Raw genomic sequence first — 23,009 nt, 5'->3', positions numbered from 1 at the left:
GTTTATTTTCTCACAAGCTGCAGTTCAAGTGGTTCGGCTGCATTGAACGATATTAAATTAAGACCCGATTTAGTTAAGCGAGTAAGGCGCTTATTGAATGTATCTTCTGCATTTTTAGCAAAGCGCGCTCTAAAGGCATTATCCATTAGTGGCAAAGCAATATCTTGGCCATTTGTACTAACGCTTACAGTATTTTTATAAGCCGGTAATTGATGTTCAAATGGGTCGCTAATATGACAGCCAATAAGCTCACAATGGCGGCTAAGTATTTCAAGCTGTTTGAAGCTTGCATCGTCAAGAGAACTAAAATCTGATACCAAATACACCAAGCTACCCGGCTTTGCCAAATGATTAAGGCGCTTTAGGTTATCACTAAAGTTATTGTGGGCTTTTGCATCTATTCCCCCAAGGGCTTGCTGGTGGTTAGCACATAAATTGTGACAAAGCTTTAATACGGCTTTTTCTCGCGCGCTGGGTTTGAGCTCTAAATGAGCGTGTTGATTAAATACAATGCCGCCAATTCTGTCGCCACGCTGGCAGGCAGACCATGCAACTAAAGCACTAATGTGTGCAGCTTGCACTGACTTAAGCAGGAGCTTTGAGCCAAATAACATCGAGTTTGAAAAATCGGTAAATACAAAAACAGGACGTTCTTTTTCTTCTTGAAAAAGTTTTGTATGGGTTTCGCCTGTTCGCGCTGTAACTCGCCAGTCAATTGAACGAATGTCGTCACCTTGCTGGTAATGGCGAACTTCGGCAAATTCCATACCACGGCCTTTATGCGGTGCAAGATATTGCCCTGCTAAAGTATTTTTAATTTTAACCTTAGGAGCAAGCTCAAGCAGTTGCGCTTTGGCTTTGTAATACATCAGCTCTTTTAGTGCTAAATTAACACCGTGGCTATGGCTTTGTTTCAGCCATGCCTGAGGGTCTAATTGTTTATACATAAATTAAGGTACAGCTACCAGTTCTACAATTCGGCTAATTACTTGGTCTTTTGTAATACCATCGGCTTGGGCTTCGTAGCTCAAAATAATGCGATGGCGTAGTACATTATGAACAACCGCTTGTATGTCGTCAGGGGCTACAAAGTCGCGGCCCTGTAACCAGGCATGAGCACGTGCACATTTATCGAGCGCGATAGTGGCACGAGGGCTGGCGCCAAATTCAATCCAGCGGCCTAGTTGTTCATCTAACTTTGCTCCTTCTCGCGTAGCAATAATGAGTTGAACTAAATACTGCTCAAGAGGCTCGGCTAAGTACAAACCTAAAATTGCTTGGCGGGCAGCAAATAAATCGCTTTGGCTAATTTTTTGTAAAACAGCTTGTTGCTCTTTTAATGCTTCACCGCGCGTTAGGCGTAAAATGTCTAGCTCGTGTTCGGCGCCCGGATAATCAATACTTAAATGCAGTAAAAAACGGTCAAGTTGTGCTTCAGGTAGTGGGTAGGTGCCTTCTTGCTCTAACGGATTTTGAGTGGCCATTACTAAAAATAAGTCACTAAGTGGGTAGGTGTTTTTTCCTACCGTAACTTGGCGCTCAGCCATGGCCTCTAGTAATGCTGATTGTACTTTTGCTGGGGCGCGGTTAATTTCATCAGCCAAAATAAGGTTATGAAATAAAGGGCCTTTCTCAAACACAAACTCGCTTGTTTGTTGGCGGTAAATATCGGTGCCAGTTACATCGGCCGGTAATAAATCGGGTGTAAACTGGACACGTTGAAACGAACCCTCAATCCCTTTTGCAAGCGCATTTACAGCGCGTGTTTTTGCAAGCCCTGGTGGGCCTTCAACTAATAAGTGGCCGTCAGCTAAAATAGCAATAAGTAGTGCTTGAGTAAGCTCTGGCTGGCCAATGATTTGTGTATCTAAGTACGTTTTTAATTGTGAAAATGCGTTAGCTGCCATAATAAGTGGACTGTCCTCGTCAGCTGGGTTAGTACCTAAATGGGTTAGGTTGCAAATACTGACCTATTTATAAGGTTTATAATAGGGTAACTCAAGAGTTAGACTGTATTTTTTAAAATAGTTCGTTATTTTTTAACGGTTTTTAGCGTACCACAAATCTTTGTAAATGCGTTTAAAAAAGCCTATTGTGTGATATGTAAACATGACTACTTTGTATAAATTTCAGTTTATCTATTGGCTTTAGCACACGGGTTGTTTAGAATCGAGGAAAACAAACAGGTCAGACCTGTCAGCGGGAGAGCATAAATGTCTGAGCAAAACATACTAAAAACACCAAAGGGTGATCGTATTGCCATTGTAAGTGGCCTTCGTACACCGTTTGCAAAACAAGCAACAGCATTCCACCATGTACCAGCACTTGATATGGGTAAATTAGTGGTTAACGAAATGCTTGAGCGATTAAATTTCGACAAGTCAGAAATCGATCAACTTGTATTTGGTCAAGTAGTACAAATGCCAGAAGCGCCAAATATTGCGCGTGAAATTGTACTTGGTACAGGCATGCCAGTTGGTGTTGATGCTTATTCTGTGTCACGTGCATGTGCTACCAGCTTTCAGGCAATTGCTAACGTAGCTGAGTCTATTATGGCGGGCTCTGTGAGTGTAGGTATTGCCGGTGGTGCCGATTCGTCGTCTGTATTACCTATTGGCGTAAGTAAAAAATTGGCAGGTAGCTTAGTTGATTTAAACAAAGCGCGTACTTTAGGCCAACGCTTACAAATTTTTTCAAAGCTGCGCTTAAAAGACTTAATGCCAGTACCGCCTGCAGTTGCAGAGTACTCAACAGGCCTTTCAATGGGGCAAACTGCTGAGCAAATGGCTAAAACACATAATATTAGCCGTGAAGACCAAGATGCATTAGCGCATCGTTCACATTCACTTGCTACCCAAGCATGGGCAGATGGCAAGTTAAAAGATGAAGTAATGACGGCACATTTACCGCCATACAAAAGCTTTATTGAAGAAGACAACAATATTCGTAAAAATTCGACAGTTGAAGGTTACGCAAAGCTTAAGCCTGTGTTTGACCGTCAACATGGTTCGGTTACAGCCGCAAATGCAACACCACTTACAGATGGTGCCGCTGCGGTATTAATGATGAACGAAAGTAAAGCACGCGCGCTTGGTTACGAAATTTTGGGTTACGTACGTAGCTTTGCGTTTTCTGCCATTGGTGTGGAGCAAGACATGTTAATGGGTCCTGCGCATTCAACACCTATCGCACTAGACAGAGCGGGTATTACCCTTGCTGATTTAGATTTAATTGAAATGCATGAGGCATTTGCATCGCAAGCCCTTGCGAACATGAAGATGTTTGCTTCAGACAAGTTTGCGCAAGAAAAGCTAGGTCGAAACAAAGCAATTGGCGAAATTAACATGGATAAGTTTAACGTGAATGGCGGCTCGCTTGCATATGGTCACCCATTTGCAGCAACAGGTGCTCGCTTAATTACACAAAGCTTAAACGAGCTTAAACGTCGTGGTGGCGGTTTAGCATTAACAACAGCATGTGCTGCTGGTGGTTTAGGTGCAGCCTTTGTATTGGAGAGCGCGTAATGACAGATTCAGTATTTAATTTAGCGGTAGACGAAAATAATATTGCCGTTGTAACGATTGACGTGCCGGGTGAAAAAATGAATACCCTGCGTGACTCGTTTGCAGACGATTTAAAAGCCTTACTTACGCAAGCACAAGAACATGCTGTTAAAGGCATGGTTTTTATCAGCGGTAAAAGCGATAACTTTATTGCAGGCGCTGACGTAAAGATGCTTGATAGCGTAGATAAACGTGAAGATGCACTTGCTATTAGCGAGCTGTGTCATCACGCTTTTTTTGATATGAAAAAACTACCATACACTACAGTAAGTGCCATTCATGGCGCTGCGCTTGGTGGTGGTTTAGAGTTTGCTTTAGCGTGTGATTACCGTGTTGGTACAGATAGCGATTTAACTAAAATTGGCTTACCTGAGGTTCAACTAGGTTTATTACCTGGTGGCGGTGGTACGCAGCGTTTAACTAAAATAGTGGGTATTCAAAAAGCACTTGAATGGATGCTAACTGGTAAGCAAATTCGTCCTAAGCAGGCAAAAAAAGCCGGTGTTTTAGATGATTGCGTACCGCAAAGCGTACTTTTAAAAGTAGCAAAAGAGTTTGCTGCCAAGAAAAAGCCTCAAGCTAAAGAGCCAAAGCTCGATAAAGTAAGCAAGCTACTAGAGTCAAACCCATTTGGTCGTAACTTTATCTTTAAAAAAGCAAAAGAAAACGTACTGAAAAAAACGGGCGGCCATTACCCAGCGCCATTGGCTATTATAAAAGCAGTACGAGCGAGCGTTGAGCTTGATGAGCTTAAAGCATATAAAACCGAAGCAGAAGGGTTTGCAACGCTTGTTATGAGTGAGCAATCTAAAGCGCTTCGTGGTTTATTTTTTGCAACCACCGAAATGAAAAAAGAGTGGCGCAACGATGACGCGCCAGCAGTGACTAAAACTGCCGTGTTAGGTGGCGGGCTTATGGGCGCTGGTATTGCCCATGTAAGTGCTGTAAAAGCGAAAGTGCCTGTTCGTATTAAAGATGTCGCAGAGCAAGGCATTAGCAATGCGATGAACTACACCTACAAAATTCTTGATAAGCGCCTTAAGCGCCGCATTATGTCTAAAGCAGATATGCAGTTAACAATGAACCGTATCACCGGTACAACTGACTACAGTGGCTTTAAACATATTGATTTAGTTATTGAAGCGGTATTTGAAGACTTAGCACTTAAGCAAGGTATGGTTGCAGACGTTGAACAGCAATGCCAAGAAAATACAATTTTTGCTAGTAATACGTCATCGTTGCCTATTTCTCAGATTGCGGCAAATGCTACACGTCCTGAAAATGTAATTGGCTTGCATTATTTCTCTCCAGTAGAAAAAATGCCACTGGTTGAAATTATTCCGCATGAAGGCACTTCTCAAGAGACAATTGCACGTGTTGTTAATTTTGCGCGTAAGCAGGGTAAAACGCCAATTGTTGTTAAAGACATGGCAGGTTTTTACGTAAACCGCATACTTGCACCTTACTTAAATGAAGCGGCTAACTTAATGCTTGCTGGTGAGCCAATTGAAAAAATTGATGCAGCCCTTGTAGAGTTTGGTTTCCCAGTAGGTCCGCTTGCATTACTTGACGAAGTAGGTATTGATATTGGCTCTAAGATCGCACCTATCCTTGAAAAAGAATTGGGAGAGCGCTTTAAAGGACCTGATGCCTTTTCACGCATGATTGATTCAAAACGCCTTGGCCGTAAAACGGGTCGTGGTTTTTATGATTACGAGAAAAAAGGCAAAAAAGTTGACGAGTCAGTGTACGAGTTGCTGGGTGTAACGCCTAATTCACGTTTAAACAAAAGCGAAATTGCTCAGCGTTGTGTAGCGCAAATGCTTAATGAAGCTGCGCGTTGTTTAGATGAGGGCATTATTGCAAGCCCACGTGATGGTGATATTGGCGCTATTTTTGGTATTGGCTTCCCGCCATTCCTAGGTGGTCCATTTAGCTACATGGATAAACTCGGTACGAGCAAAGTAAGTTCGGATATGTCTACGCTTGCTAATAGCAACGCTATATTTGCACCCTGTGAGTCGTTAGTATCAATGGCTGAGTCAGGTGAAACGTTTTATGGCGAAAAGCCAACACAAAACGAAACTGTTGCTGAAATAGTAAAGCTAGAAACATCAGAGCAAGAAGCAGACGTTGTGCCTGAAGAGCAATCAGACGTTGCTAAAGATGACACTAAATAACGTTTAACACGTATTAAAAAACCGCATTTATATGCGGTTTTTTTGTGTCCTAAATAGGCCAAGTAACAGGCTTATAAGTAAGCTTAATCAGCATTTAAATGTTGCGCTATCATGTTACGGTCTTTTTCAGGCATGTTTTCCACGACTAAATTAAACGAATTATCTATCATGCGTTCAATTTCACCTTGGGGGATTGAACCGTCTAAAATAACCGTATTCCATAAACGCTTATTCATGTGGTAGCCGGGGATAACCGCGGGGAAAATATCGCGTAACGAAAGTGCCTCATCGGGATCACACTTTAGATTAAGCCACCAAATTACTTCACCGTTTTCGTTTGTTTCACCATCGTTACCAACAGCAAGGGTGGCGAACATTTTATGATTCACTTTATAGACATCAACCTCTTGAGCAAATGGTTTTGTAACCAACACAAGCGGCTTTTTGATTAAATACTCATGTACTTTTATTTGATCCATGATCCATTCCTTGAAGTCATACTAGGTAGATACACCATAGCAGTTTTTTAATGAATTGATTATATGTATTTTAGTATAAATATAGATTTTACAAGTCAATACAAGGTATAAGCCGTTTTAGCTCACTTTATTGTTGAACAAAGTTCAGTTCGTGGTATGTTTCTGGCAATTAAAAAAAATAATAGGATTTACACATGCCAAAGGCGAGTGAAGTAAAAAAAGGCACAGCTATTGAGTTTAATGGTCGTGTATTAGTAGTAAAAGATATTGTGCGCTCTGTTCCTCAAGGCCGTGCTGGTGGAAGCTTATACCGTATGCGTTTATACGATGTAGTAACCGGTGGCAAGGTTGATGAAACGTTTAAAGACAGCGATATGCTAACGCTTGCTGACTTAATTCGTCGTGAGGCTATGCTGTCGTACATAGATGGCGACGAATACGTGTTTATGGATAGCGAAGACTACACGCCATATAACTTGAATAAAGATGCTATTAGTGAAGAAATTTTGTTCATCAATGAAGAAACTCAAGGGGTGCACGTTATTGTCATTGATGGAGCGCCAGTAGGGCTCGATTTACCTTCAAGCGTTGAGCTTGTTGTTGAAGAAACTGATCCATCTATTAAGGGCGCTTCAGCCAGTGCTCGTTCAAAACCAGCACGCATGTCTACTGGCTTGAATATATCTGTTCCTGAGCATATTTCAACGGGCGATCGCATTCGTATCAATACGGTTGAAAACAAATTTATGGGGCGTGCTGAAAAGTAGCGCTAATCAAATTATTAATTAAATTAAAAAGCTGCGGTTTAGCTAGGGTCTGTTAATCCTTCAAGGTTAAATTTGCAGCTGTCTGTTTGGTATGTAGGTAAGGCTGAGCCTATGTAGTGTGGTTATACCCCATCAACTGGCGATAACGTCGCATTAATACTAAACAGCTGCAGCCCAAAGGGTTCTTCCTAAGGGCTATTAACTCTTTGTTACTCAGTTTTTACTTAATCTACTGATTTGAACAAAATTTAATCCCAAAGATCAACAGCCCTAAATACGCTGCTTTTTTGTTAAAGGTGTATTGCTTTAAATTTAATCGAAGAAACGCTAAACTGCGCGCCAATTTATTTAGATAAGGTATGTGGTTTTGTGGTTTGTTTTACTTAGCAGTTTGTTTATCCCGCTTATGTACTTAGACACAATACAAAAAGGAATGCCCGTAAAGCGCTGGCTTATACTCAGTGCGCTGCTTGGCCCATTGGCTTGGTTTTTATTTAACGTTCATTACAGGCGAGCCTGGTTGAGATATGTCGGTGTTAATACCTGCACGTGGCGCGCTTAGCTTATAGACGCCACATTACTTTTTTTAGAGCTAATTAAGCTTGGCGTTGCTTTACTTTGTTGTTGTTTTAAAAACTCAGTAAATTCGTCTTTAGATAACGGTTTTGAGTAATAATAACCTTGTACCGTTTCGCAATTAAGTGTTTTTAAAATGTCTATTTGATGTGCTTGTTCTACGCCTTCGGCAACGACATGTAAGTCAAGGTTGTGAGCAATCGTGACGATTGAATCGACCATATTTCGGCCGCGCTCGTTTTTCATATCATCAATAAATGCCTTGTCTACTTTTAGTGTATTTAGCGGAAACTGTTTTAAATAAGCCAAAGATGAATACCCAGTACCAAAGTCGTCCATGGCTAAATGAATACCTCGGGCGCTTAACGAGCGCATAATATTAATGGCTTCGTTTGGGTCATCCATTACTGTGCCTTCAGTGATCTCTAATTCTAAAAAGTACGATGGCAAAGCATTTTTTTGCAAAATAATATCAATACGCGACGTTAAATCAGGAAGGCTAAATTGTTTAGCAGACAAGTTAACAGCAACGCGGCCATTAAACAGTCCATCGTCCAGCCATTTTTTTACATCGCGACAGGCTTTGTTTAGAACAACTTCACCAATATCTATTATTTGACCTGTTTCTTCAGCAATAGGGATAAATACGCCCGGACTTATTATTCCTTTTTTAGGAGTAATAAAGCGGACTAACGCTTCCATGCCTGTCAACTTGCCCGTGCGTATATTCATTTTTGGCTGATAGTAGACTTCAAAGTGATCTTCTTTCAAACCAAAACGCATTAGGTTTTCAATTTGTAAGCGTTTAACTGCTTGGCGGTTCATGGTGTCGTTAAAAAACAGGTAGCTGTTACCTTTCTTTTTAGCATGATACATTGCGGTATCGGCATTTTTAAGTAGTACCTCGGGTGTGTTTCCATCTTCAGGAAACAACACAATACCAACGCTTGAGGTAATAGCCAGCTCGTGCCCTGCCATTTTAAATGGGGTGGAAATAGCCGCTAAAAACTGTTTTGCAGTGCGAGTGATTACATGAAGGTCGTTCGTATTTGACATTACAAGCGCAAATTCATCGCCTCCCAAACGATAAAACACATCGTTTTCGCGGGTGAGTTTATTTAATCGCATAGCAAGCTTTGCCAGTAAACTATCACCTAGTTGATGACCTAATGAGTCGTTTATTTTTTTAAAGTTATCTAAATCAAAAACAAGTAATGCATGGTGAGCGTCTTGCTGAACCAGTTTATGTAAGTTAGTAAAAAATAAATTACGGTTAGGCAGGCTTGTGGTGCGATCTCGATTTGATAAATTATGCAGCTGCGACTCTGCTTTTTTTCGCTCTGTTAAATCGGAATAAACAACCACGTAGTTAGTAATTTGGTTTTGCTCGTTTTTAATTTCATCAATTGATATTTCTATTGGCAGCAATACACGCTCATTATTGCGCAGTTTAATTTCTTGCTGAATATGCTCAGTTTGGCGCACTACATCGATAATGTTTTCAACGTAACTTGTATCGTATCCAGGCAAATTAAAATCTTTATTTAGGTATTGTTCGCGCATACCACCAAATAACGTTAAAAAACTGGGATTTATATCGACTAATTTAAAGTTCTTATCGTAAATTGCCAGCGCATCAGTAAACGACTCAACACATTTAGCAAACAGATTTAATCGTTCTTCGGTTGATTTTAACTGTGAAATATCGCGAACAGTGCCTGTCATTCTGAGCGGGGCTAGATTTGCATCTTTTTCGATAACCTTGCCGCGGTCAAGCACCCAATGCCACTTGCCAAATGTATCTTTGACCCGGTATGTGGCCTCAAAAAAAACGCTTTGCTCTGCAAAATGTTTTTTTAGTAGATGCTCAACATGAGGAATATCTTGTGGGTGTATAAGTCCTTTATTTGGTGGGAAACCCATAATAGTGGGGGAGTTCATCATGTATTTATCGTTAATACGAATAACTTCGCCTGTTTTTATATTCCAATCCCACAAGGTGTCACCACTGCCTTCAACGGTACTTTTTAAACGTTTTTCAGAGAGGCGAAGTTGGCGACGAGAGCGCCTAAGCTTGTATATAACAAATAATAGGTATGGCAAAGCGAGCGCAATAATAGCGCTCGACAATAACAGCAGAGTGTCTGAATTGTATTTAAATGAAGACTCAAAGGCGTAAGTATCAAACGAGTAAGCAAGTAATACAGCGAATAGGTTTAGTTTTATTGTTTTTATTATCATTTTTTATTACTACTAATTTACTAATGACAATTTAAAACAAGCACATTCAAGAGTCAAAGAGAATGCGAGTAAACCGGTGTTTTTTGAGATTTATTAACTTTAGCGTTACTTAAAAGCTCGTATCTTGGCCTATCTTCATCAAAAAGTACCAGAGCATAATCTTTAATTTCTTGTAGAGTCAGCATGTTAAGTGCACAAAGCAATCGTTTTTGCATATCAAAATTATGATCTCTGTTACCTATGGCAAGCCATAAGCGTTGTGAGCGCAAACGTAAGTTTTTATCTTTTTCTGCAATATGCGTTTTTAAACCATGCTTTTGTTGCTGCCAGCTATGCTCGTCTAGCTCATTGATATTACTTAAATATTGATTCACAAAGTGAGTATGGCGATGTAGCAAGGTTTTTGAGTCAAATTTAGGGGACTGTATATAAAAAGCAATGCCTGCCCGGGTGTTAAAAGGCGCGTAACCCGCACCAACCAAATAACCTAATTGTTGTGTTGTGCGCAACTCGTTAAAGTAGTCTTGGTTCATTAAATGATTTAACGCCATCATTTTAACTTTTTCGTTCACGTCATTGGTTTGTGCCTGGTAATACACAACCATGGCATGATCGTTACACGGTAACTCAATTTCATAACGTGTTGCTTTTTTTATTTCAAATAAAGGGCGTCTTAAATCGTCGATAGTTGTGGCATTCTGCAAATGTGCAGCCACCTTTTTTTGAAATTCTAAAGCATGATTTTCTTGCCAGTTACCATGTAAAAAAGACTCCACATGTAACGCCTGAAAAAAGTCTTGTCTAAATTCATTAAATTGCTGAAAACTTGTTGCTTTTAACGCGTCTGCTAAATCGTTAGGCTGTGGATTCCAAGGCATTAGTTTTGCACCTAAAATACTAAACAACTCACTAACAGGTTTGTTTTGGTTGCTGTTACGCCAATGCCTAACAAGTTGTTTTTTATACTCGGCAAAGCGCTTTGCACATATATCTACATTAAATAACGCATCTAAAAGTTCATCGACGAGTTCTAATTGGCTCGATGATAACCCTGCAGTATGTAGTGTAAGTCCCCCTTGGTGGGAGGTTAAATGATAACTTAAACCAGCCAGTTCTGCTGGGTAAAACTGCTCGCCAACACTATCCATAAATAAATCGGTAAATAAGCGTGTTAACGCCATGTGCTTTACGTCTTTTACCGCAAAGTCAGAGTCCATAGCTAAATAAAAATGACCTTTCGCTACTCTAAATGTACTGTCTTGTTTAAACCAAAAATCAAACCCCGGTTCTTTTACTAAAAGTGTGGGTTGCTCTTGGGGCTTTTCTATTTCGAAAAGCTCAACCTCTTTAGTGAGATATGGGTTTGCAGTGGGTAGGTACATATCTTTAAGTGGTTTATTGATATCACTAAGGGCATCAAGCCAACTAGGTGATACTTTTTCTACTTTATAGGGTGTGTTGTACCACGCAGTTTTATGCTCGGGTTCTACGTCAGGGTGAATGAGTACAATACGCATATTGTTAGGTTTTAACCATTGCATCGCCATTTCGTGCGTTGCTTTATTAAAGCCTTCCATTAGGTAGTCACCTTGTACATAGTTGCATTCGTCATAATGCTGCATATTGATGCTCAAACTACTTACCCAATCAATAAGTCGTGATTTTTCTTGGTTATCAAACGCAATTTGTAAAAGATTTTTTTTGTCTTGATATAAGCGGGGCAGCTTTTCTGTGTTGGCATTAATTAAACATATGTACTCAAAAAGCATTTCGATAATATCTTCAAAATATTCTATACCCTCATCGGTAAGCGCCATGCTGACATTAAAATCTTTAAAGTTACTGCCGTTAATGCCCCCTCCCGCTGAAAGGGCATTTATCCAACCTTGCTCTTTTAAAATAGAATACAGTGAGCCTTGTCCTTCATAACCGAGTAAATGTGCAATAAAACTGACGGTTTTATGTCGGTAAAAGTCATCAATATTAGGCATGGCAAAACTAACGATTAGTTTTTGCATGTGTTTGTGTGGCTCTATATGTAAAATTTTCCCTAGGTCGTGTTTTCGATAAAGTGGCTCGCTGATCTCAGGTTTTACAGATGCTTTATTTCCTAAAATTTGGCTAAAGTGAGCTTTTACCCAGGTTTGAAGAGTGTCTAGCTTTTCGTTTGCACATACAACTAATGTCATCCATTGTGCTTGGTAATGCTCATTAAAAAAGTCACAAAGTTCGTCGCTAATGCAGCGTTCTCTGTCTGCGAGTGTTTGCAGGTTACCAACAGAAAACTTAGCGAAAGGATGTGCAGGGTTAACCGTTTCTTTATGGGCCTGATAAATGCGACGGGCATCGTCCTTAATTTTTAATTTAAATTCTGCATCTATGGCATTACGTTCTTTTTCTGTTTCATTAGCACTTAATAGTGGGGCAATAAAAAAGCGGCTAAATTGTAATAATGCGTGTTCAAACTCTTGATTGTTTATATCAAAAAAGTAGCAGCTGTGTTCTGTACCGGTCCACGCATTTGTGTTTCCGCCTGCTTGCGAAACAAAATTATTAAAACTTCCAGAATCTGGAAATTGGTCTGTGCCTAAAAAAAGCATGTGCTCTAAAAAGTGAGCAAGACCTTGCCTATCAGCAGGATCGTCAAAGTGGCCCGCATTTACAGCCATTGATGCTGCAGCCTTTGTTGAATCTTTATCTTGCACAAGCAATACTTTTAGACCATTGTCCAGTGTAAGGGCGCGGTATGCTCTATTATCATTGCGGCTGATATTCAAATGGTGCTCCTGAAACTAAACGTTTACTTGATAACAACAGAGGATAACTTCAGGGCAGCAAGGGTGTGCTAAAAGATTTACCTGAATGTCGTGAAAGAACTATTTTAGAAAAAATAAGTTTATGTTGTTAATATAGCTGACAAGTGAGCAAACTGGCTACTGTTTATATTCTTTAATCGGTTGATTTTTTATGAAAACAATCTTAATAATGCGCCACGGCGAAGCTGCACCTATGCAGGCCGATGATGCGGCAAGAAATTTAACCCAAGTGGGTCATTTAGAAGCAAAAAAAATGGGGCTGTGGCTTGCCAATACGCAAAAACCGGATGCATTGTTAGTTAGCCCTTACGTACGAGCTCAACAAACAGCAAACGGGGTCGCTGAAAGCATCACGTTTAAATATAGCGAAACGTGTGCCGATATTACCCCGGAAGGCAAACCGCATGTTGCAGCTGATTACCTTGAAACACTCATCCAAATGCACCCCGAGTGTAATAGTTGGTTAATTGTAGCGCATATGCCAATAGTGAGCTATTTGGTTGATCAGCTTTGCCCTGGAAACATGCCTATATTTAATACAGGTGCTGTGGCTGTCATTCACTACAACGAAAATACGAATCGTAGCGAATATATAAATATAAACGCTCCTGCCGATTTATAAATTAAGAGACTAATATGACCATTGAACGTCTTCAAACCGGTGCGCGAATGAGCCGCATTGTAAAGCACAACGGCACTGTGTATTTGTGTGGACAGGTATGCGCTGATGCTGAAAAGGGAATTAAAGAGCAAACGCAAACCATGCTCGATAAAGTAGAAGCATTGTTAGATGAGGCAGGTAGCTCAAAAAAGCATATGTTAAGCGCAACAATTTATGTAAAAAGTATGGAATATTTTGCCGATATGAATGCTGTGTGGGATGCATGGGTACCAGAAGGTTATGCACCGGCACGCGCTTGTGTAGAAGCCAAAATGGCGCGCGATGCGCTATTGGTCGAAATTTCGGTAGTGGCAGCGCTAAAGGACTAATTTTGTATGAACAAAGCGCGGGTGGTACTTATAACCGGTTCTAGCCGAGGTATAGGGGCAGCCACCGCTGTTTATTTTGCGCGCCACGGATATGATGTATGTATTAACTATAAGACCCATTTAACTCAAGCAGAATACGTTGCCGATAGAGTAAGAAGTTATGGTGTACGAGCCGAACTAGTAAGGGCCGATGTATCTCAAGAGAGCGATGTTAACGATTTATTTTCACGTATAGATAAAATATTTGGCCGGCTCGACGTACTTGTAAATAATGCCGGTGTGCTTAAACCTCAAATGCCGCTGCTAAACATGGACGCAAAGCGAATTAACGAATTACTCACTACAAACATTACCAGCACATTTATATGTAGCCGAGAAGCCATAAAGCGTATGTTGCCCGGTAGCAGTATTGTTAATGTGTCATCGGTAGCGGCTAAAACAGGTTCACCTAATGAATACATTGATTATGCAGCGACAAAGGGCGCTGTTGATACATTGACCATGGGTCTCGCCAAAGAGGTTGCTTGTAAAGGCGTGCGCGTTAATTGTGTTAGGCCTGGCCTTATTTACACTGATATGCACACAGATGGTGGTGAAGAGGGGCGGGTAGAACGGCTTAAAAGTAATCTTCCTCTGCGTAGGGGTGGGCAACCTGAAGAAGTGGCTGCTGCAATATACTTTTTAGCCTCACATTCTGCTTCATTTACTACAGGCACTTTTATTGATGTAGCTGGTGGCTTATAAATTAAAGTAAAACCGCTAACCAAAACGTTAAACTCACTACACTTAAAATAGTAGATAGCACCACCGCTCCTGCAAGCGTTGCTTCATGTTGTTTAATTTGACTCGCTATTAAATAGGCGTTTACGCCAACAGGTGAGGCACTTAATAAAACTAGTACGGTTAGTATTTGCGGGTCGAGCTTAAATATATATGACCCAATAAATAGTACGCCTGCCGGCAATATAATAATTTTTAAAATCGAGGCAATTAAAGCAGGTTGCCAGTTTGCTGCTATTTTATAAAACGCTAGGTTTGCGCCCAATACAAATAGCGCACAGGCTATTGCAGGGGTTGCTAATAATGCCAAACTGTCCGTTAAGTTTTTAAATAATACAATGCCCGAAACGTTAATGATTAAGCCACAACCAATACTTAAAACAATAGGGTTAAGCACCATGCTTTTGCCAAACTGTGACCACGAGAACGAACTGCTATTGCCCTTTGCCCCAATTAAATAGGTCAGTGCAAATAATAAAGTGCTGTGGAAGGTGATGATCATAAAAGCAATGGCTATTTTCTCTTTGCCCAGCGATGCAATAATGATAGGAATACCTACCAACACCATGTTTGAGTAACTAGCCGCAAGACCAAATACGCCGTGTTTTTGGTAATTTTTACTATTATTTTTATTCAAATAAAATCGGTCGACTAAAATACCTAATCCAAAAATACACAACACCGGGATATAAAAACTTAAAAATGCAGAAAGACTAATGCTTTGCTTTAAGTCTATTTGCGACATATTCAATAATAAAAAAGCCGGCAAACTTATATAAAAAGTAAATTTACTCAGCCCTGTAATGTGCTGTTTGTTAAAAAAAGAAAGCCGGCAACAACCATAACCCAATGCGACAATGAATATAAGTGGAAAAATAATAGAAACAATATGCACGTAATTACTTCCTAGTAATATGTTGGGTTAGCGTCTAAATTCATCGCTTTGTGGTAAGTTTATCAAAATAAGTACCGCGCCTTTACCACCGTATTCAAGTGGCGCTTGATGCATTGCAATTACGTCTGGGTGCTGAACTAGGTACTGAGGAATTTTATGTTTAAGTATGCCACCACCAATTCCGTGCACAACACACGCACAATAATAATGTTGTTTTTTACATTCGTGAATGAGTCCTGCTAATTCATCTTTAGCAATTTCTTTGTTTAAGCCATGCAAATCAAGGGTTAAATCAGGTGCAAAGTCGCCTCGTCGTAATTGCTTGGGTAAATAAGTGTCGTGCCCTTCTTTTACATAATGGACAGTGCCGTGGGTGTCTATATCGGGAATATATTCATCTGAGAAATAAAATTCAGATTGAGCTTGCTTTTTTTGCTGGGCAAATTGCTTTGCTTGTGACACCTTAGGCTTTGTATCAAAACGATGAGTATCTTGTTTAAATACTTTAGCGCCTGTGATCGTTTGGCGAAATAAGTCTATGTCGTCATTGCTTAGGGACGATGGTGATGGAGAGTCTTTTTTCATAACAATTACCTAAACAAAAAAACGTAAAAACGCAGCGCAAAAGGCGGTACAATACTTAAATGAGAGGCAATTGTAATTTGCTAAGCCAATATAGGCAATGCAATCGTCTTAAAGACTCAAAACAGTCAGTAAGCTAATACAGGTAAAAATATATGAGCGATTTACAAATTGAAGAAGCAACACTCGAAGAAGCTGTTGCAGAACTGTCAACTTTACATGACTGGTTACGTTGGACTACAAGCCAATTTGCAAGTAGTAGTATATTTTTTGGACACGGAACAGATAACGCGTGGGATGAAGCTGTGAGCCTGCTTTTACCAGCGCTTAGCTTACCCGTTGATGCACCAAAAGAATTAATGCATGCGCGTTTAACAAGTACAGAAAAAAACCGACTAGCGAGTCTTATTGCTGAGCGTATAAACGACTGCACTCCAGTGCCTTATTTAACTAACATTGCATGGTTTGCAAGTATGCCGTTTTACGTAGATGAACGTGTACTAATTCCTCGTTCACCATTTGCAGAACTTATTAGCAATCGTTTTACGCCTTGGCTTGTTGAGCCAAACTCGGTAAATCGTATTTTAGATTTATGTACAGGGTCAGGTTGTATAGCCATCGCACTTGCACAAGCATTTGAGCAAGCGCAAGTAGATGCTGTTGATATTTCGTATGAAGCGCTTGAAGTAACTGATATCAACATTAATGACTACATGTTAAGTGATCGAGTACTGCCTATCCAATCAGATGTATTTAGTGGCGTAGAAGGCCAAAAGTACGACTTAATTGTGGCTAATCCACCGTATGTGGATGCTGAAGACATGGCAGACTTACCGCGCGAATTTCATCATGAGCCAGAGCTAGGCCTTGCATCAGGGCACGATGGTCTTGATGTAACGCGTACTATTTTAAGCGAAGCCAGCAATCATCTAACCGATAACGGTTTGTTATTTGTAGAAGTGGGGAACTCTATGGTACATATGGATTCTTTATATCCAAATGCGCCATTTGAATGGATTGAGTTTGAGCAAGGTGGTTTAGGCGTATTTGTTATTAGCAAAAAACAGCTAGATGAGTATTTTTCAAAATAACACGACTTGCTTTAGGTTAATATGAACTAACTTGAACGCGAGTGAATACATGGCTGGGCATATTAGCCCAGCTAATGGTCGTCATTAGGAATGAGGAAAGTTAATGGCAGGTAATAGCATTGGACAGTTATTTAAAGTGTCCACTTTTGGAGAGAGCCATGGCGTTGCTTTAGGCGGCGTTGTTGACGGCACTCCCGCAGGTCTTGAATTAACAGAGGCCGACTTACAAATAGATTTAGATCGCCGCAAACCAGGCCAAAGCCGATACACTACGCAGCGCCGCGAGAGCGATCAAATAAAAATTTTAGCAGGCGTTTTTGAAGGTAAAACAACGGGTACAAGTATTGGTTTATTAATCGAAAATACCGATCAACGTTCACAAGATTACGGCAAAATTAAAGACGTGTTTCGCCCCGGCCATGGTGATTACAGCTATTGGCACAAATATGGCCTTCGTGATTATCGCGGAGGTGGCCGCTCGTCTGCACGTGAAACCGCAATACGCGTAGCAGCTGGCGCCATTGCTAAAAAATATTTAAAGCAATTTCATGGTATTGAAGTAAAAGCATGTTTAAGCCAACTAGGTCCTATTAAAGCAGAAAGTTACGATTGGGATGAAGTTGAAAACAACTTGTTCTTTTTTCCTGATGTAAGCAAGCTAGAAGCGCTCGATGAATACATGCGTGACCTAAAAAAACAAGGTGACTCAGTAGGCGCTAAAGTAAAAGTGGTGGCTAGCAACGTACCGGTAGGATTAGGCGAGCCTGTATTTGATAGGTTAGATGCTGAAATTGCGCATTCACTAATGAGCATTAATGCCGTTAAAGGTGTAGAAATTGGTGATGGCTTTGACGTTGTTGAACAAAAAGGCTCAGAGCATCGTGATGAACTAACACCTGAAGGGTTTACTTCAAACCATGCTGGTGGTGTGCTTGCAGGTATTTCTACAGGGCAAGACATAGTAGCGTCTATTGCGTTAAAACCGACGTCAAGTATTACTATCCCTGGTAAGAGCATTAATACAAGCAACGAAGCGGTTGAGATGATCACCAAAGGTCGTCATGATCCGTGTGTGGGCATTCGAGCAATACCTATTGCTGAGGCTATGATGGCTATTACATTAATGGACCATTTACTGCGCCAGCGCGGGCAAAACCCGCATGTAAACCACGAACACGGGCCTATTAATGGTTCAGTTTGACTCATTGTTTTTAAATTAATTCTTTAAGCGTAATAAAGCACGATTTAATACTGTGCTTTTTTATGTTTATTTTTCTTATAAATTTTATATTGGTTTACTGAATATTGCAGCGCTAGGTAACTGAATTAAATCCAGAAATCTATAGTCCTGTGAAAGTTTAAGTAGGTATTGATTTATTTGAATAAAGAACACCTATAATACTTTGGGGCGAAGTCCCATTTTTCGGTTTAAAATTTTATTAGGGGTAATGAGCTATTTTTTTGATCCGTCCAGTGTACTAACTGAGAGTCTGGGTAGAATTTGATTGGCGATAACTCACTGATTTCAACAGTATCTAAAAACCGTTGGTTGCTGGTTAATACAACCCATTCAGAGTCTAATGCAGTTAATTTATTTGCACTGTGCTTAAACTTTATTAATGCTTTATCAAAGTAAGTACTATGCGCTTGGATCACTGGTAGTAAATCTATATGATTATTTGATATATGGATGATTAAAATACCGTTTTCACTTAATCGTTGCCAGTACAGCTCAAACGCTTCTTGAGTTAATAGATGGGCGGGAATGACGTCACTTGAAAATGCATCTATGACTAATGCATTCATTAAAGGTGCATTACTTTTAAACTCGTTTGCTAATGCGACTCTGCCATCACCAATGGTGACATTTACTTTAGCAGGGCTGTTTTTAAGGTAATCAAAATATGTATTTGCCATTGTGTATACCGCGGGGTTTAGCTCATAGAAATGCACTGAATCGTGCTTGTCAGCGAGACTAGCCAACACTCCAGCACCTAACCCTACCACGCCCATGTTGAGCTTTTCTTGGCTTTTAAGTATTGCGAGCGATTTAGCAACGCCTGTGTGCTGATTATAATAACTGCTAGCGAGTGCATCTTGACCATGCAAAGGCTGCGAGCCATGTATTGTGGTGCCATCAATTAAGCGCCTTTGTGCAAGCTCGGGAGTATTGATATCTTTTACTGTGAGGTAACCATAAAAATTTCTCTGCGATGCAACGTTATATTGATTAAAACTAGAATAAAGAACTAAATAACAGCCACACCACAGAGCTGTCGTACCGATTAAAAGCGTATTTATTTTTTTAAATTGAGTCAGATGAATGTAACTAATAAGAATTAGCAGCACTGCTAAAGCGACGATATACTCGGTGATTTGTTCAAACAGCAGTGGAGAAAATAACGTTGTAAATAAACTGCCAAGTGCGCCACCTAAAGCAATATATAGATAAAAGTGTGTTAGTAATGTACTTTGTGGTGCGAGTTGCCTCAGTTCCCCATGGCAAATCATGCAGCCACTCAATAGTATAAAGCTATAAATAACAATTTGTGCAATTGCATTAAACTGACTTCCTAAGAAGTACATTATTAGACCTGCAAATGCGCTGAATATAAAAGCATATACCCAAACAGAACGGTTATAGTTATTTTTATTGGCAAACGTATAACTAAAACTACCTAAATAAATAGCAAGCGGCACCACCCATACAAGTGGCATAGGTGGGATGTTAGTACTGATCATTTGCGTAGTCGCAATTAGCATTATTGAGCTTGTTGCGGATAAAATAATCCAAAGCACATTTGGTTTTTTGAGAATGGTTTGAACGTGTGGTAGTGATGAGTTACTTGCTTTGCTGCTCTTGCTTAAAAGTTTATAAGCTAAACAGATTAATAGCATGCAGTAGGTAAGCAGCCCTATTTGCCAGTAATGTTTTTGTTGTGGCAGTGAAAAAAACACTTCAAATACGATTGGGTAGCTTATTAAGGCTAATAAAGAGCCAAGGTTAGAAACCGAATACCAATGATAGGGCACGGTATTTTTACCATGCTCAATGTACCATCGTTGCATAAGCACACTAGTCGCGCTCAGTAACATAAACACTAAGCCAATTTGATTTAGTAAGTTTGCCATTACGGACCAGTTAGGAGCTAAGTTTAAATTAACATGGACCTTGTTTAGGCTAATTAAGCTTGCTAAAACAACAAGCGAAATATGGATTAGCATTTGTTTTTTTAAAGGATAACGATTTAAAAAATGTGCATAAAAGTAGCCAAGTAATAAAACAGTTTGATAAAAAAACAGACTGGCTGACCACACCGATGCGCCGCCTCCAAATCGCGGTAACAGCTCTTTAGATAGCATAGGTTGAATTTGAAATAGCAAAAAGGCGCTAACAAAAATGGTTAAAATAAATATGATACGAAGCATGGATTTTAATTATTAATGAATCATGTGAGCAGCATTGCGGGTAACAGATTAAGCAGCAATGGAATTAGCCTAGAGTTTCTCTTAAGAAAACCTTAATATATGATTTATAATAATTTATTGGAGTAGCTAGTGGGCGAGTTTGTAATAGGGGAATTTGCTATAGATGTCAGTCGATGCAAAATATCATCAGCTGACACAGAGCAAGTCGTTGAACCTAAAGTCATGGATGTACTGCAATACCTTTATTCACACCGGGGTACTGTGGTTAGCCAAGAACAAATTTTTTCAGCCGTATGGCCCAATGCGACATTTAGCCCCAGTTATGTACAGCGCTGTATTGCATTGCTAAGAAAAGCATTGAGTGAAGACTCAAAAAATCCACGCTATATTATTACTCACCCAAAACGTGGGTATAGCCTCGAAGTAGCTGAGCCTCAGTTAAATAAACCCAAGCGTATATATTTGTCTGCGTTGGTCATTTTAATGGTCACGTTGATTGGGGCTGTAAGTTGGTTGTATCCCGATACACCCCAAGTAAAAACACACTTTACTAAATTGATGCCCATTTCTTCGAGTGAAGAAAATGAATCCAGTATTTCCTTATCACATAATGGTGAGCATATAGCGTTTGTGCGTGGTGATAAGCCAAATCAAACTATCTGGTTAAAAAACTTACGCTCAGGAAAAGAAATTAGATTAACCCAAAAGCAATCAACCTATCACAGCCTAGGCTGGAGCAGAGACGACAGTGAAATCGCATTTGTGCACCAGCAAGATACTCAAACACTGGGGTATTTCACCTTAGATAAACTGACATTACAACCTGCCAACTACAGAGAAGTTTATACTTTTAAAGACTTTACTGTGACGAGTCAGCAGTTAGAGTGGGCCAGTGACAACCATATTTATTTTATTGAAAAACGCCAAAGCGATAATCATACTCAACTAAGTGCAATTGATTTAACAACGCAAGAAAAACGTGTTATCAAGTCATCCGCAGGACAGGATTGGATGAAGTTGCAGGCATTATCACCGAGCCAGCAGTCTATTGCACTAGCTTATGAAGCTGGGCAAAATAAATACAGAGTTGATTTGCTCGACATTAAGACAAGCACAACGAAAACATTAGCGATTGTTGAAGATTCAGTACAGGGATTGAGCTGGCACCCCGATGAACAACAATTATTGATTAGTAATAAGCATGAACTCCAGTTATTAAATTTACAAGGGCAACTAAAAAAGTTGGCGTTTAATAACTACCACATTATTAGAGACGCGCATTTCTCGTTGTCAGGTAACGATATTTTAATGGAATTAGTTAAGATTGATGTGGATATCACCCGCTCTACTCGTCAAGCGCCAACGCAATTTGAAACCCTTGTAGATACCTCATCGATCGACTTTTTACCTGTGTATTCCCCTGACTCGTCAAAATTTGTATTTGAATCTCATCGTTTTGGTACAAAGCAATTATTTTTGTATGAAAATAGCACGCAAACGCTGATTTTTTCGAATCCAGATAATGAAGAACTATTTGGTATAGTTTGGTCAAAAAATGGTGAAGAGGTGATCACTGCTAGTAAAAATACACTCTTTCGAATTAATTTCAAAGAAAAGAGCTTTGTGAGTATTCCTCACTCCTATCATTCATTTTATCTACGAGAAATGTATCACCACGAAGACGCTATTTTAGTTTCTTATCGCGCTGCAGACGGTGTTACTTTTCACCCAGCTAAATTTGATTTAGAAACGCTCGAATTAACACCTTATACAGGCTCTGGAAAGCGATTGGCATGTTATGCCATGGATATTGATCAACAGGATCAGGTTTATTTTTCCAATGAAAAACAGATCTTTAGATTGAACAAAAACAAAGAACTTGAGACTGTTTGGCAATCAACTGCAAAAGAGATCATCGGTTTGAGTGCCGGAGCTACAATGATGACAGTCACACTTGCAGATAAAGACGGTTATGAGATAAATGAAATAGACTTTAAAACAGGTCGTAATAAAACTATATTCACCGGCAAAGATGATGGGAAAATGCTAATAAATGCATCCCATGATTTTCAGCAATTTCTTTATTTAACAGAGCCGAAAAGAACACGTACCTTAGTGCGCTTAAATTAACAATTATAAAAATTAGTAATTGTCAAATTATGAAATTAAAGATAGGGGGGTTATGAAGACAAACACGCAACACCGCCAAGCAGCATTAAAACGCTTAGAAAGGTTTAGTCAACTAACCGACAGTAGTATTCGTTTTCCTTTTACAAACTTTAGGTTTGGTATTGAGGCGGTTATTGGTTTTGTACCCGTTGTAGGGGATGTGATAGGGCTTATTTTATCTAGTTACGTATTATTTGAGGCTCATAAGTTAGGTATTAGCTGGCATGTTAAACTGCGGATAATTATTAATATGCTGATAGATTTTTTTATCGGATCAATCCCTCTTTTTGGCGATATATTTGATGCGTTTTTTAAAGCTAACACCCGAAATACACTCATACTGAAAAAGTATATTACTAAGCAACTAAATAAAAACAGTAACGGGTAATTTTTAGTATTTATTTTGCGATTAATTAATGTACAGTTGGGAAGTTCGTTTTTAACAAGGAAT

The 23,009-nt window shown here is 39.7% G+C and carries 19 protein-coding genes; 11 read left to right on the top strand and 8 right to left on the bottom strand.

Translation table 11 applies throughout. The features are described 5' to 3' along the window. Positions 1–2: 2 nt before the first annotated feature. Complete coding sequence (locus tag MTF67_RS00400) at positions 3–947, bottom strand: DUF58 domain-containing protein (RefSeq protein WP_248518457.1); 945 nt, start codon at positions 945–947, stop codon at positions 3–5. Positions 948–950: 3 nt separating this feature from the next. After that, on the bottom strand, positions 951–1,907 hold the full coding sequence (locus tag MTF67_RS00395) for a MoxR family ATPase (RefSeq protein ID WP_248518456.1): 957 nt from the start codon (positions 1,905–1,907) through the stop codon (positions 951–953). Between the two features lie 306 nt (positions 1,908–2,213). On the opposite strand from MTF67_RS00395, the gene fadI reads away from it, so the two are divergent. Further along, positions 2,214–3,524 (top strand): acetyl-CoA C-acyltransferase FadI, encoded by a 1,311-nt coding sequence (gene fadI, locus MTF67_RS00390; protein WP_248518455.1) that lies wholly within the window; start codon positions 2,214–2,216, stop codon positions 3,522–3,524. Continuing rightward, positions 3,524–5,743 carry a fatty acid oxidation complex subunit alpha FadJ gene (gene fadJ / locus MTF67_RS00385; RefSeq protein WP_248518454.1) on the top strand — a complete coding sequence of 740 codons (2,220 nt, stop codon included), beginning with the start codon at positions 3,524–3,526 and terminating at the stop codon, positions 5,741–5,743. The genes fadI and fadJ overlap by 1 nt, the downstream gene beginning before the upstream one ends. An 83-nt stretch (positions 5,744–5,826) precedes the next feature. Here fadJ and MTF67_RS00380 read toward each other — a convergent pair whose 3' ends face one another. Next, complete coding sequence (locus MTF67_RS00380) at positions 5,827–6,222, bottom strand: MmcQ/YjbR family DNA-binding protein (protein WP_006793344.1); 396 nt, start codon at positions 6,220–6,222, stop codon at positions 5,827–5,829. Between the two features lie 194 nt (positions 6,223–6,416). Here MTF67_RS00380 and yeiP point away from each other — a divergent pair, with 194 nt between their 5' ends. Further along, a complete protein-coding gene (yeiP, locus tag MTF67_RS00375; RefSeq protein WP_006793345.1) occupies positions 6,417–6,989 on the top strand; it encodes an elongation factor P-like protein YeiP in 573 nt (190 codons plus the stop codon). Positions 6,990–7,356: 367 nt separating this feature from the next. Next, positions 7,357–7,551 carry a hypothetical protein gene (locus MTF67_RS00370; protein ID WP_248518453.1) on the top strand — a complete coding sequence of 65 codons (195 nt, stop codon included), beginning with the start codon at positions 7,357–7,359 and terminating at the stop codon, positions 7,549–7,551. Here MTF67_RS00370 and MTF67_RS00365 read toward each other — a convergent pair. Then, positions 7,548–9,806, bottom strand: coding sequence for an EAL domain-containing protein (locus MTF67_RS00365; RefSeq protein ID WP_006793347.1), 2,259 nt, complete (start codon positions 9,804–9,806; stop codon positions 7,548–7,550). The two genes, MTF67_RS00370 and MTF67_RS00365, sit on opposite strands and share 4 nt — an antisense overlap. A gap of 53 nt (positions 9,807–9,859) precedes the next feature. Beyond that, a complete protein-coding gene (locus tag MTF67_RS00360; RefSeq protein WP_248518452.1) occupies positions 9,860–12,583 on the bottom strand; it encodes an insulinase family protein in 2,724 nt (907 codons plus the stop codon). 190 nt (positions 12,584–12,773) lie between these two features. Between MTF67_RS00360 and sixA the strand changes: the two genes are divergently transcribed. Genes sixA through MTF67_RS00345 form a run of 3 tightly spaced genes read left to right on the top strand, consistent with a single transcriptional unit; the run spans position 12,774 to position 14,356 of the window. Further along, positions 12,774–13,244, top strand: a complete 471-nt coding sequence (sixA, locus tag MTF67_RS00355) for a phosphohistidine phosphatase SixA (protein ID WP_248518451.1) — start codon at positions 12,774–12,776, stop codon at positions 13,242–13,244. Positions 13,245–13,258: 14 nt separating this feature from the next. After that, positions 13,259–13,612 (top strand): RidA family protein, encoded by a 354-nt coding sequence (locus MTF67_RS00350; RefSeq protein ID WP_203984224.1) that lies wholly within the window; start codon positions 13,259–13,261, stop codon positions 13,610–13,612. Between the two features lie 6 nt (positions 13,613–13,618). Next, positions 13,619–14,356, top strand: a complete 738-nt coding sequence (locus MTF67_RS00345) for an SDR family oxidoreductase (protein ID WP_248518450.1) — start codon at positions 13,619–13,621, stop codon at positions 14,354–14,356. A gap of 1 nt (position 14,357) precedes the next feature. Here the strand turns inward: MTF67_RS00345 and MTF67_RS00340 are convergent, their stop codons facing one another. Both MTF67_RS00340 and smrB read right to left on the bottom strand, forming a co-directional pair. Continuing rightward, a complete protein-coding gene (locus MTF67_RS00340; protein ID WP_006793352.1) occupies positions 14,358–15,287 on the bottom strand; it encodes an AEC family transporter in 930 nt (309 codons plus the stop codon). A gap of 27 nt (positions 15,288–15,314) precedes the next feature. Then, the gene (gene smrB / locus MTF67_RS00335; RefSeq protein ID WP_006793353.1) at positions 15,315–15,872 is read right to left on the bottom strand and encodes an endonuclease SmrB; all 558 of its coding nucleotides are present in this window, start codon (positions 15,870–15,872) and stop codon (positions 15,315–15,317) included. A 152-nt stretch (positions 15,873–16,024) separates the two neighbouring features. Here smrB and prmB point away from each other — a divergent pair, with 152 nt between their 5' ends. Both prmB and aroC read left to right on the top strand, forming a co-directional pair. Next, on the top strand, positions 16,025–16,960 hold the full coding sequence (gene prmB / locus MTF67_RS00330) for a 50S ribosomal protein L3 N(5)-glutamine methyltransferase (RefSeq protein WP_248518449.1): 936 nt from the start codon (positions 16,025–16,027) through the stop codon (positions 16,958–16,960). A 103-nt stretch (positions 16,961–17,063) separates the two neighbouring features. Continuing rightward, complete coding sequence (gene aroC / locus MTF67_RS00325) at positions 17,064–18,161, top strand: chorismate synthase (RefSeq protein WP_006793355.1); 1,098 nt, start codon at positions 17,064–17,066, stop codon at positions 18,159–18,161. A 227-nt stretch (positions 18,162–18,388) separates the two neighbouring features. Here the strand turns inward: aroC and MTF67_RS00320 are convergent, their stop codons facing one another. Next, positions 18,389–20,344: a fused MFS/spermidine synthase gene (locus MTF67_RS00320; RefSeq protein ID WP_248518448.1), complete on the bottom strand. Its 1,956-nt coding sequence runs from the start codon at positions 20,342–20,344 to the stop codon at positions 18,389–18,391. Positions 20,345–20,518: 174 nt separating this feature from the next. Between MTF67_RS00320 and MTF67_RS00315 the strand changes: the two genes are divergently transcribed. Together MTF67_RS00315 and MTF67_RS00310 are read left to right on the top strand one after the other, a co-directional pair. Continuing rightward, complete coding sequence (locus MTF67_RS00315) at positions 20,519–22,519, top strand: winged helix-turn-helix domain-containing protein (RefSeq protein WP_248518447.1); 2,001 nt, start codon at positions 20,519–20,521, stop codon at positions 22,517–22,519. A 52-nt stretch (positions 22,520–22,571) separates the two neighbouring features. Next, positions 22,572–22,946: a DUF4112 domain-containing protein gene (locus tag MTF67_RS00310; RefSeq protein WP_058428598.1), complete on the top strand. Its 375-nt coding sequence runs from the start codon at positions 22,572–22,574 to the stop codon at positions 22,944–22,946. Positions 22,947–23,009 lie beyond the last annotated feature (63 nt).

Origin of the sequence: Pseudoalteromonas sp. 2CM32C (genome assembly GCF_023161925.1) — a bacterium.
Taxonomy (GTDB): domain Bacteria; phylum Pseudomonadota; class Gammaproteobacteria; order Enterobacterales; family Alteromonadaceae; genus Pseudoalteromonas; species Pseudoalteromonas marina.
Note: the sequence above shows the minus strand (reverse complement) of the source record. Positions and strands in the feature narration are given on the sequence as shown.

What these genes read in the sequence shown, in the direction of transcription:
- MTF67_RS00345 (WP_248518450.1), top strand. Translation starts at nt 13,619, where the DNA reads ATGAACAAAGCGCGGGTGGTACTTATAACCGGTTCTAGCCGAGGTATA.
- MTF67_RS00400 (WP_248518457.1), bottom strand. Translation starts at nt 947, where the DNA reads ATGTATAAACAATTAGACCCTCAGGCATGGCTGAAACAAAGCCATAGC.
- sixA (WP_248518451.1), top strand. Translation starts at nt 12,774, where the DNA reads ATGAAAACAATCTTAATAATGCGCCACGGCGAAGCTGCACCTATGCAG.
- MTF67_RS00365 (WP_006793347.1), bottom strand. Translation starts at nt 9,806, where the DNA reads ATGATAATAAAAACAATAAAACTAAACCTATTCGCTGTATTACTTGCT.
- fadJ (WP_248518454.1), top strand. Translation starts at nt 3,524, where the DNA reads ATGACAGATTCAGTATTTAATTTAGCGGTAGACGAAAATAATATTGCC.
- yeiP (WP_006793345.1), top strand. Translation starts at nt 6,417, where the DNA reads ATGCCAAAGGCGAGTGAAGTAAAAAAAGGCACAGCTATTGAGTTTAAT.
- fadI (WP_248518455.1), top strand. Translation starts at nt 2,214, where the DNA reads ATGTCTGAGCAAAACATACTAAAAACACCAAAGGGTGATCGTATTGCC.
- MTF67_RS00310 (WP_058428598.1), top strand. Translation starts at nt 22,572, where the DNA reads ATGAAGACAAACACGCAACACCGCCAAGCAGCATTAAAACGCTTAGAA.
- MTF67_RS00395 (WP_248518456.1), bottom strand. Translation starts at nt 1,907, where the DNA reads ATGGCAGCTAACGCATTTTCACAATTAAAAACGTACTTAGATACACAA.
- MTF67_RS00380 (WP_006793344.1), bottom strand. Translation starts at nt 6,222, where the DNA reads ATGGATCAAATAAAAGTACATGAGTATTTAATCAAAAAGCCGCTTGTG.
- aroC (WP_006793355.1), top strand. Translation starts at nt 17,064, where the DNA reads ATGGCAGGTAATAGCATTGGACAGTTATTTAAAGTGTCCACTTTTGGA.
- prmB (WP_248518449.1), top strand. Translation starts at nt 16,025, where the DNA reads ATGAGCGATTTACAAATTGAAGAAGCAACACTCGAAGAAGCTGTTGCA.
- smrB (WP_006793353.1), bottom strand. Translation starts at nt 15,872, where the DNA reads ATGAAAAAAGACTCTCCATCACCATCGTCCCTAAGCAATGACGACATA.
- MTF67_RS00350 (WP_203984224.1), top strand. Translation starts at nt 13,259, where the DNA reads ATGACCATTGAACGTCTTCAAACCGGTGCGCGAATGAGCCGCATTGTA.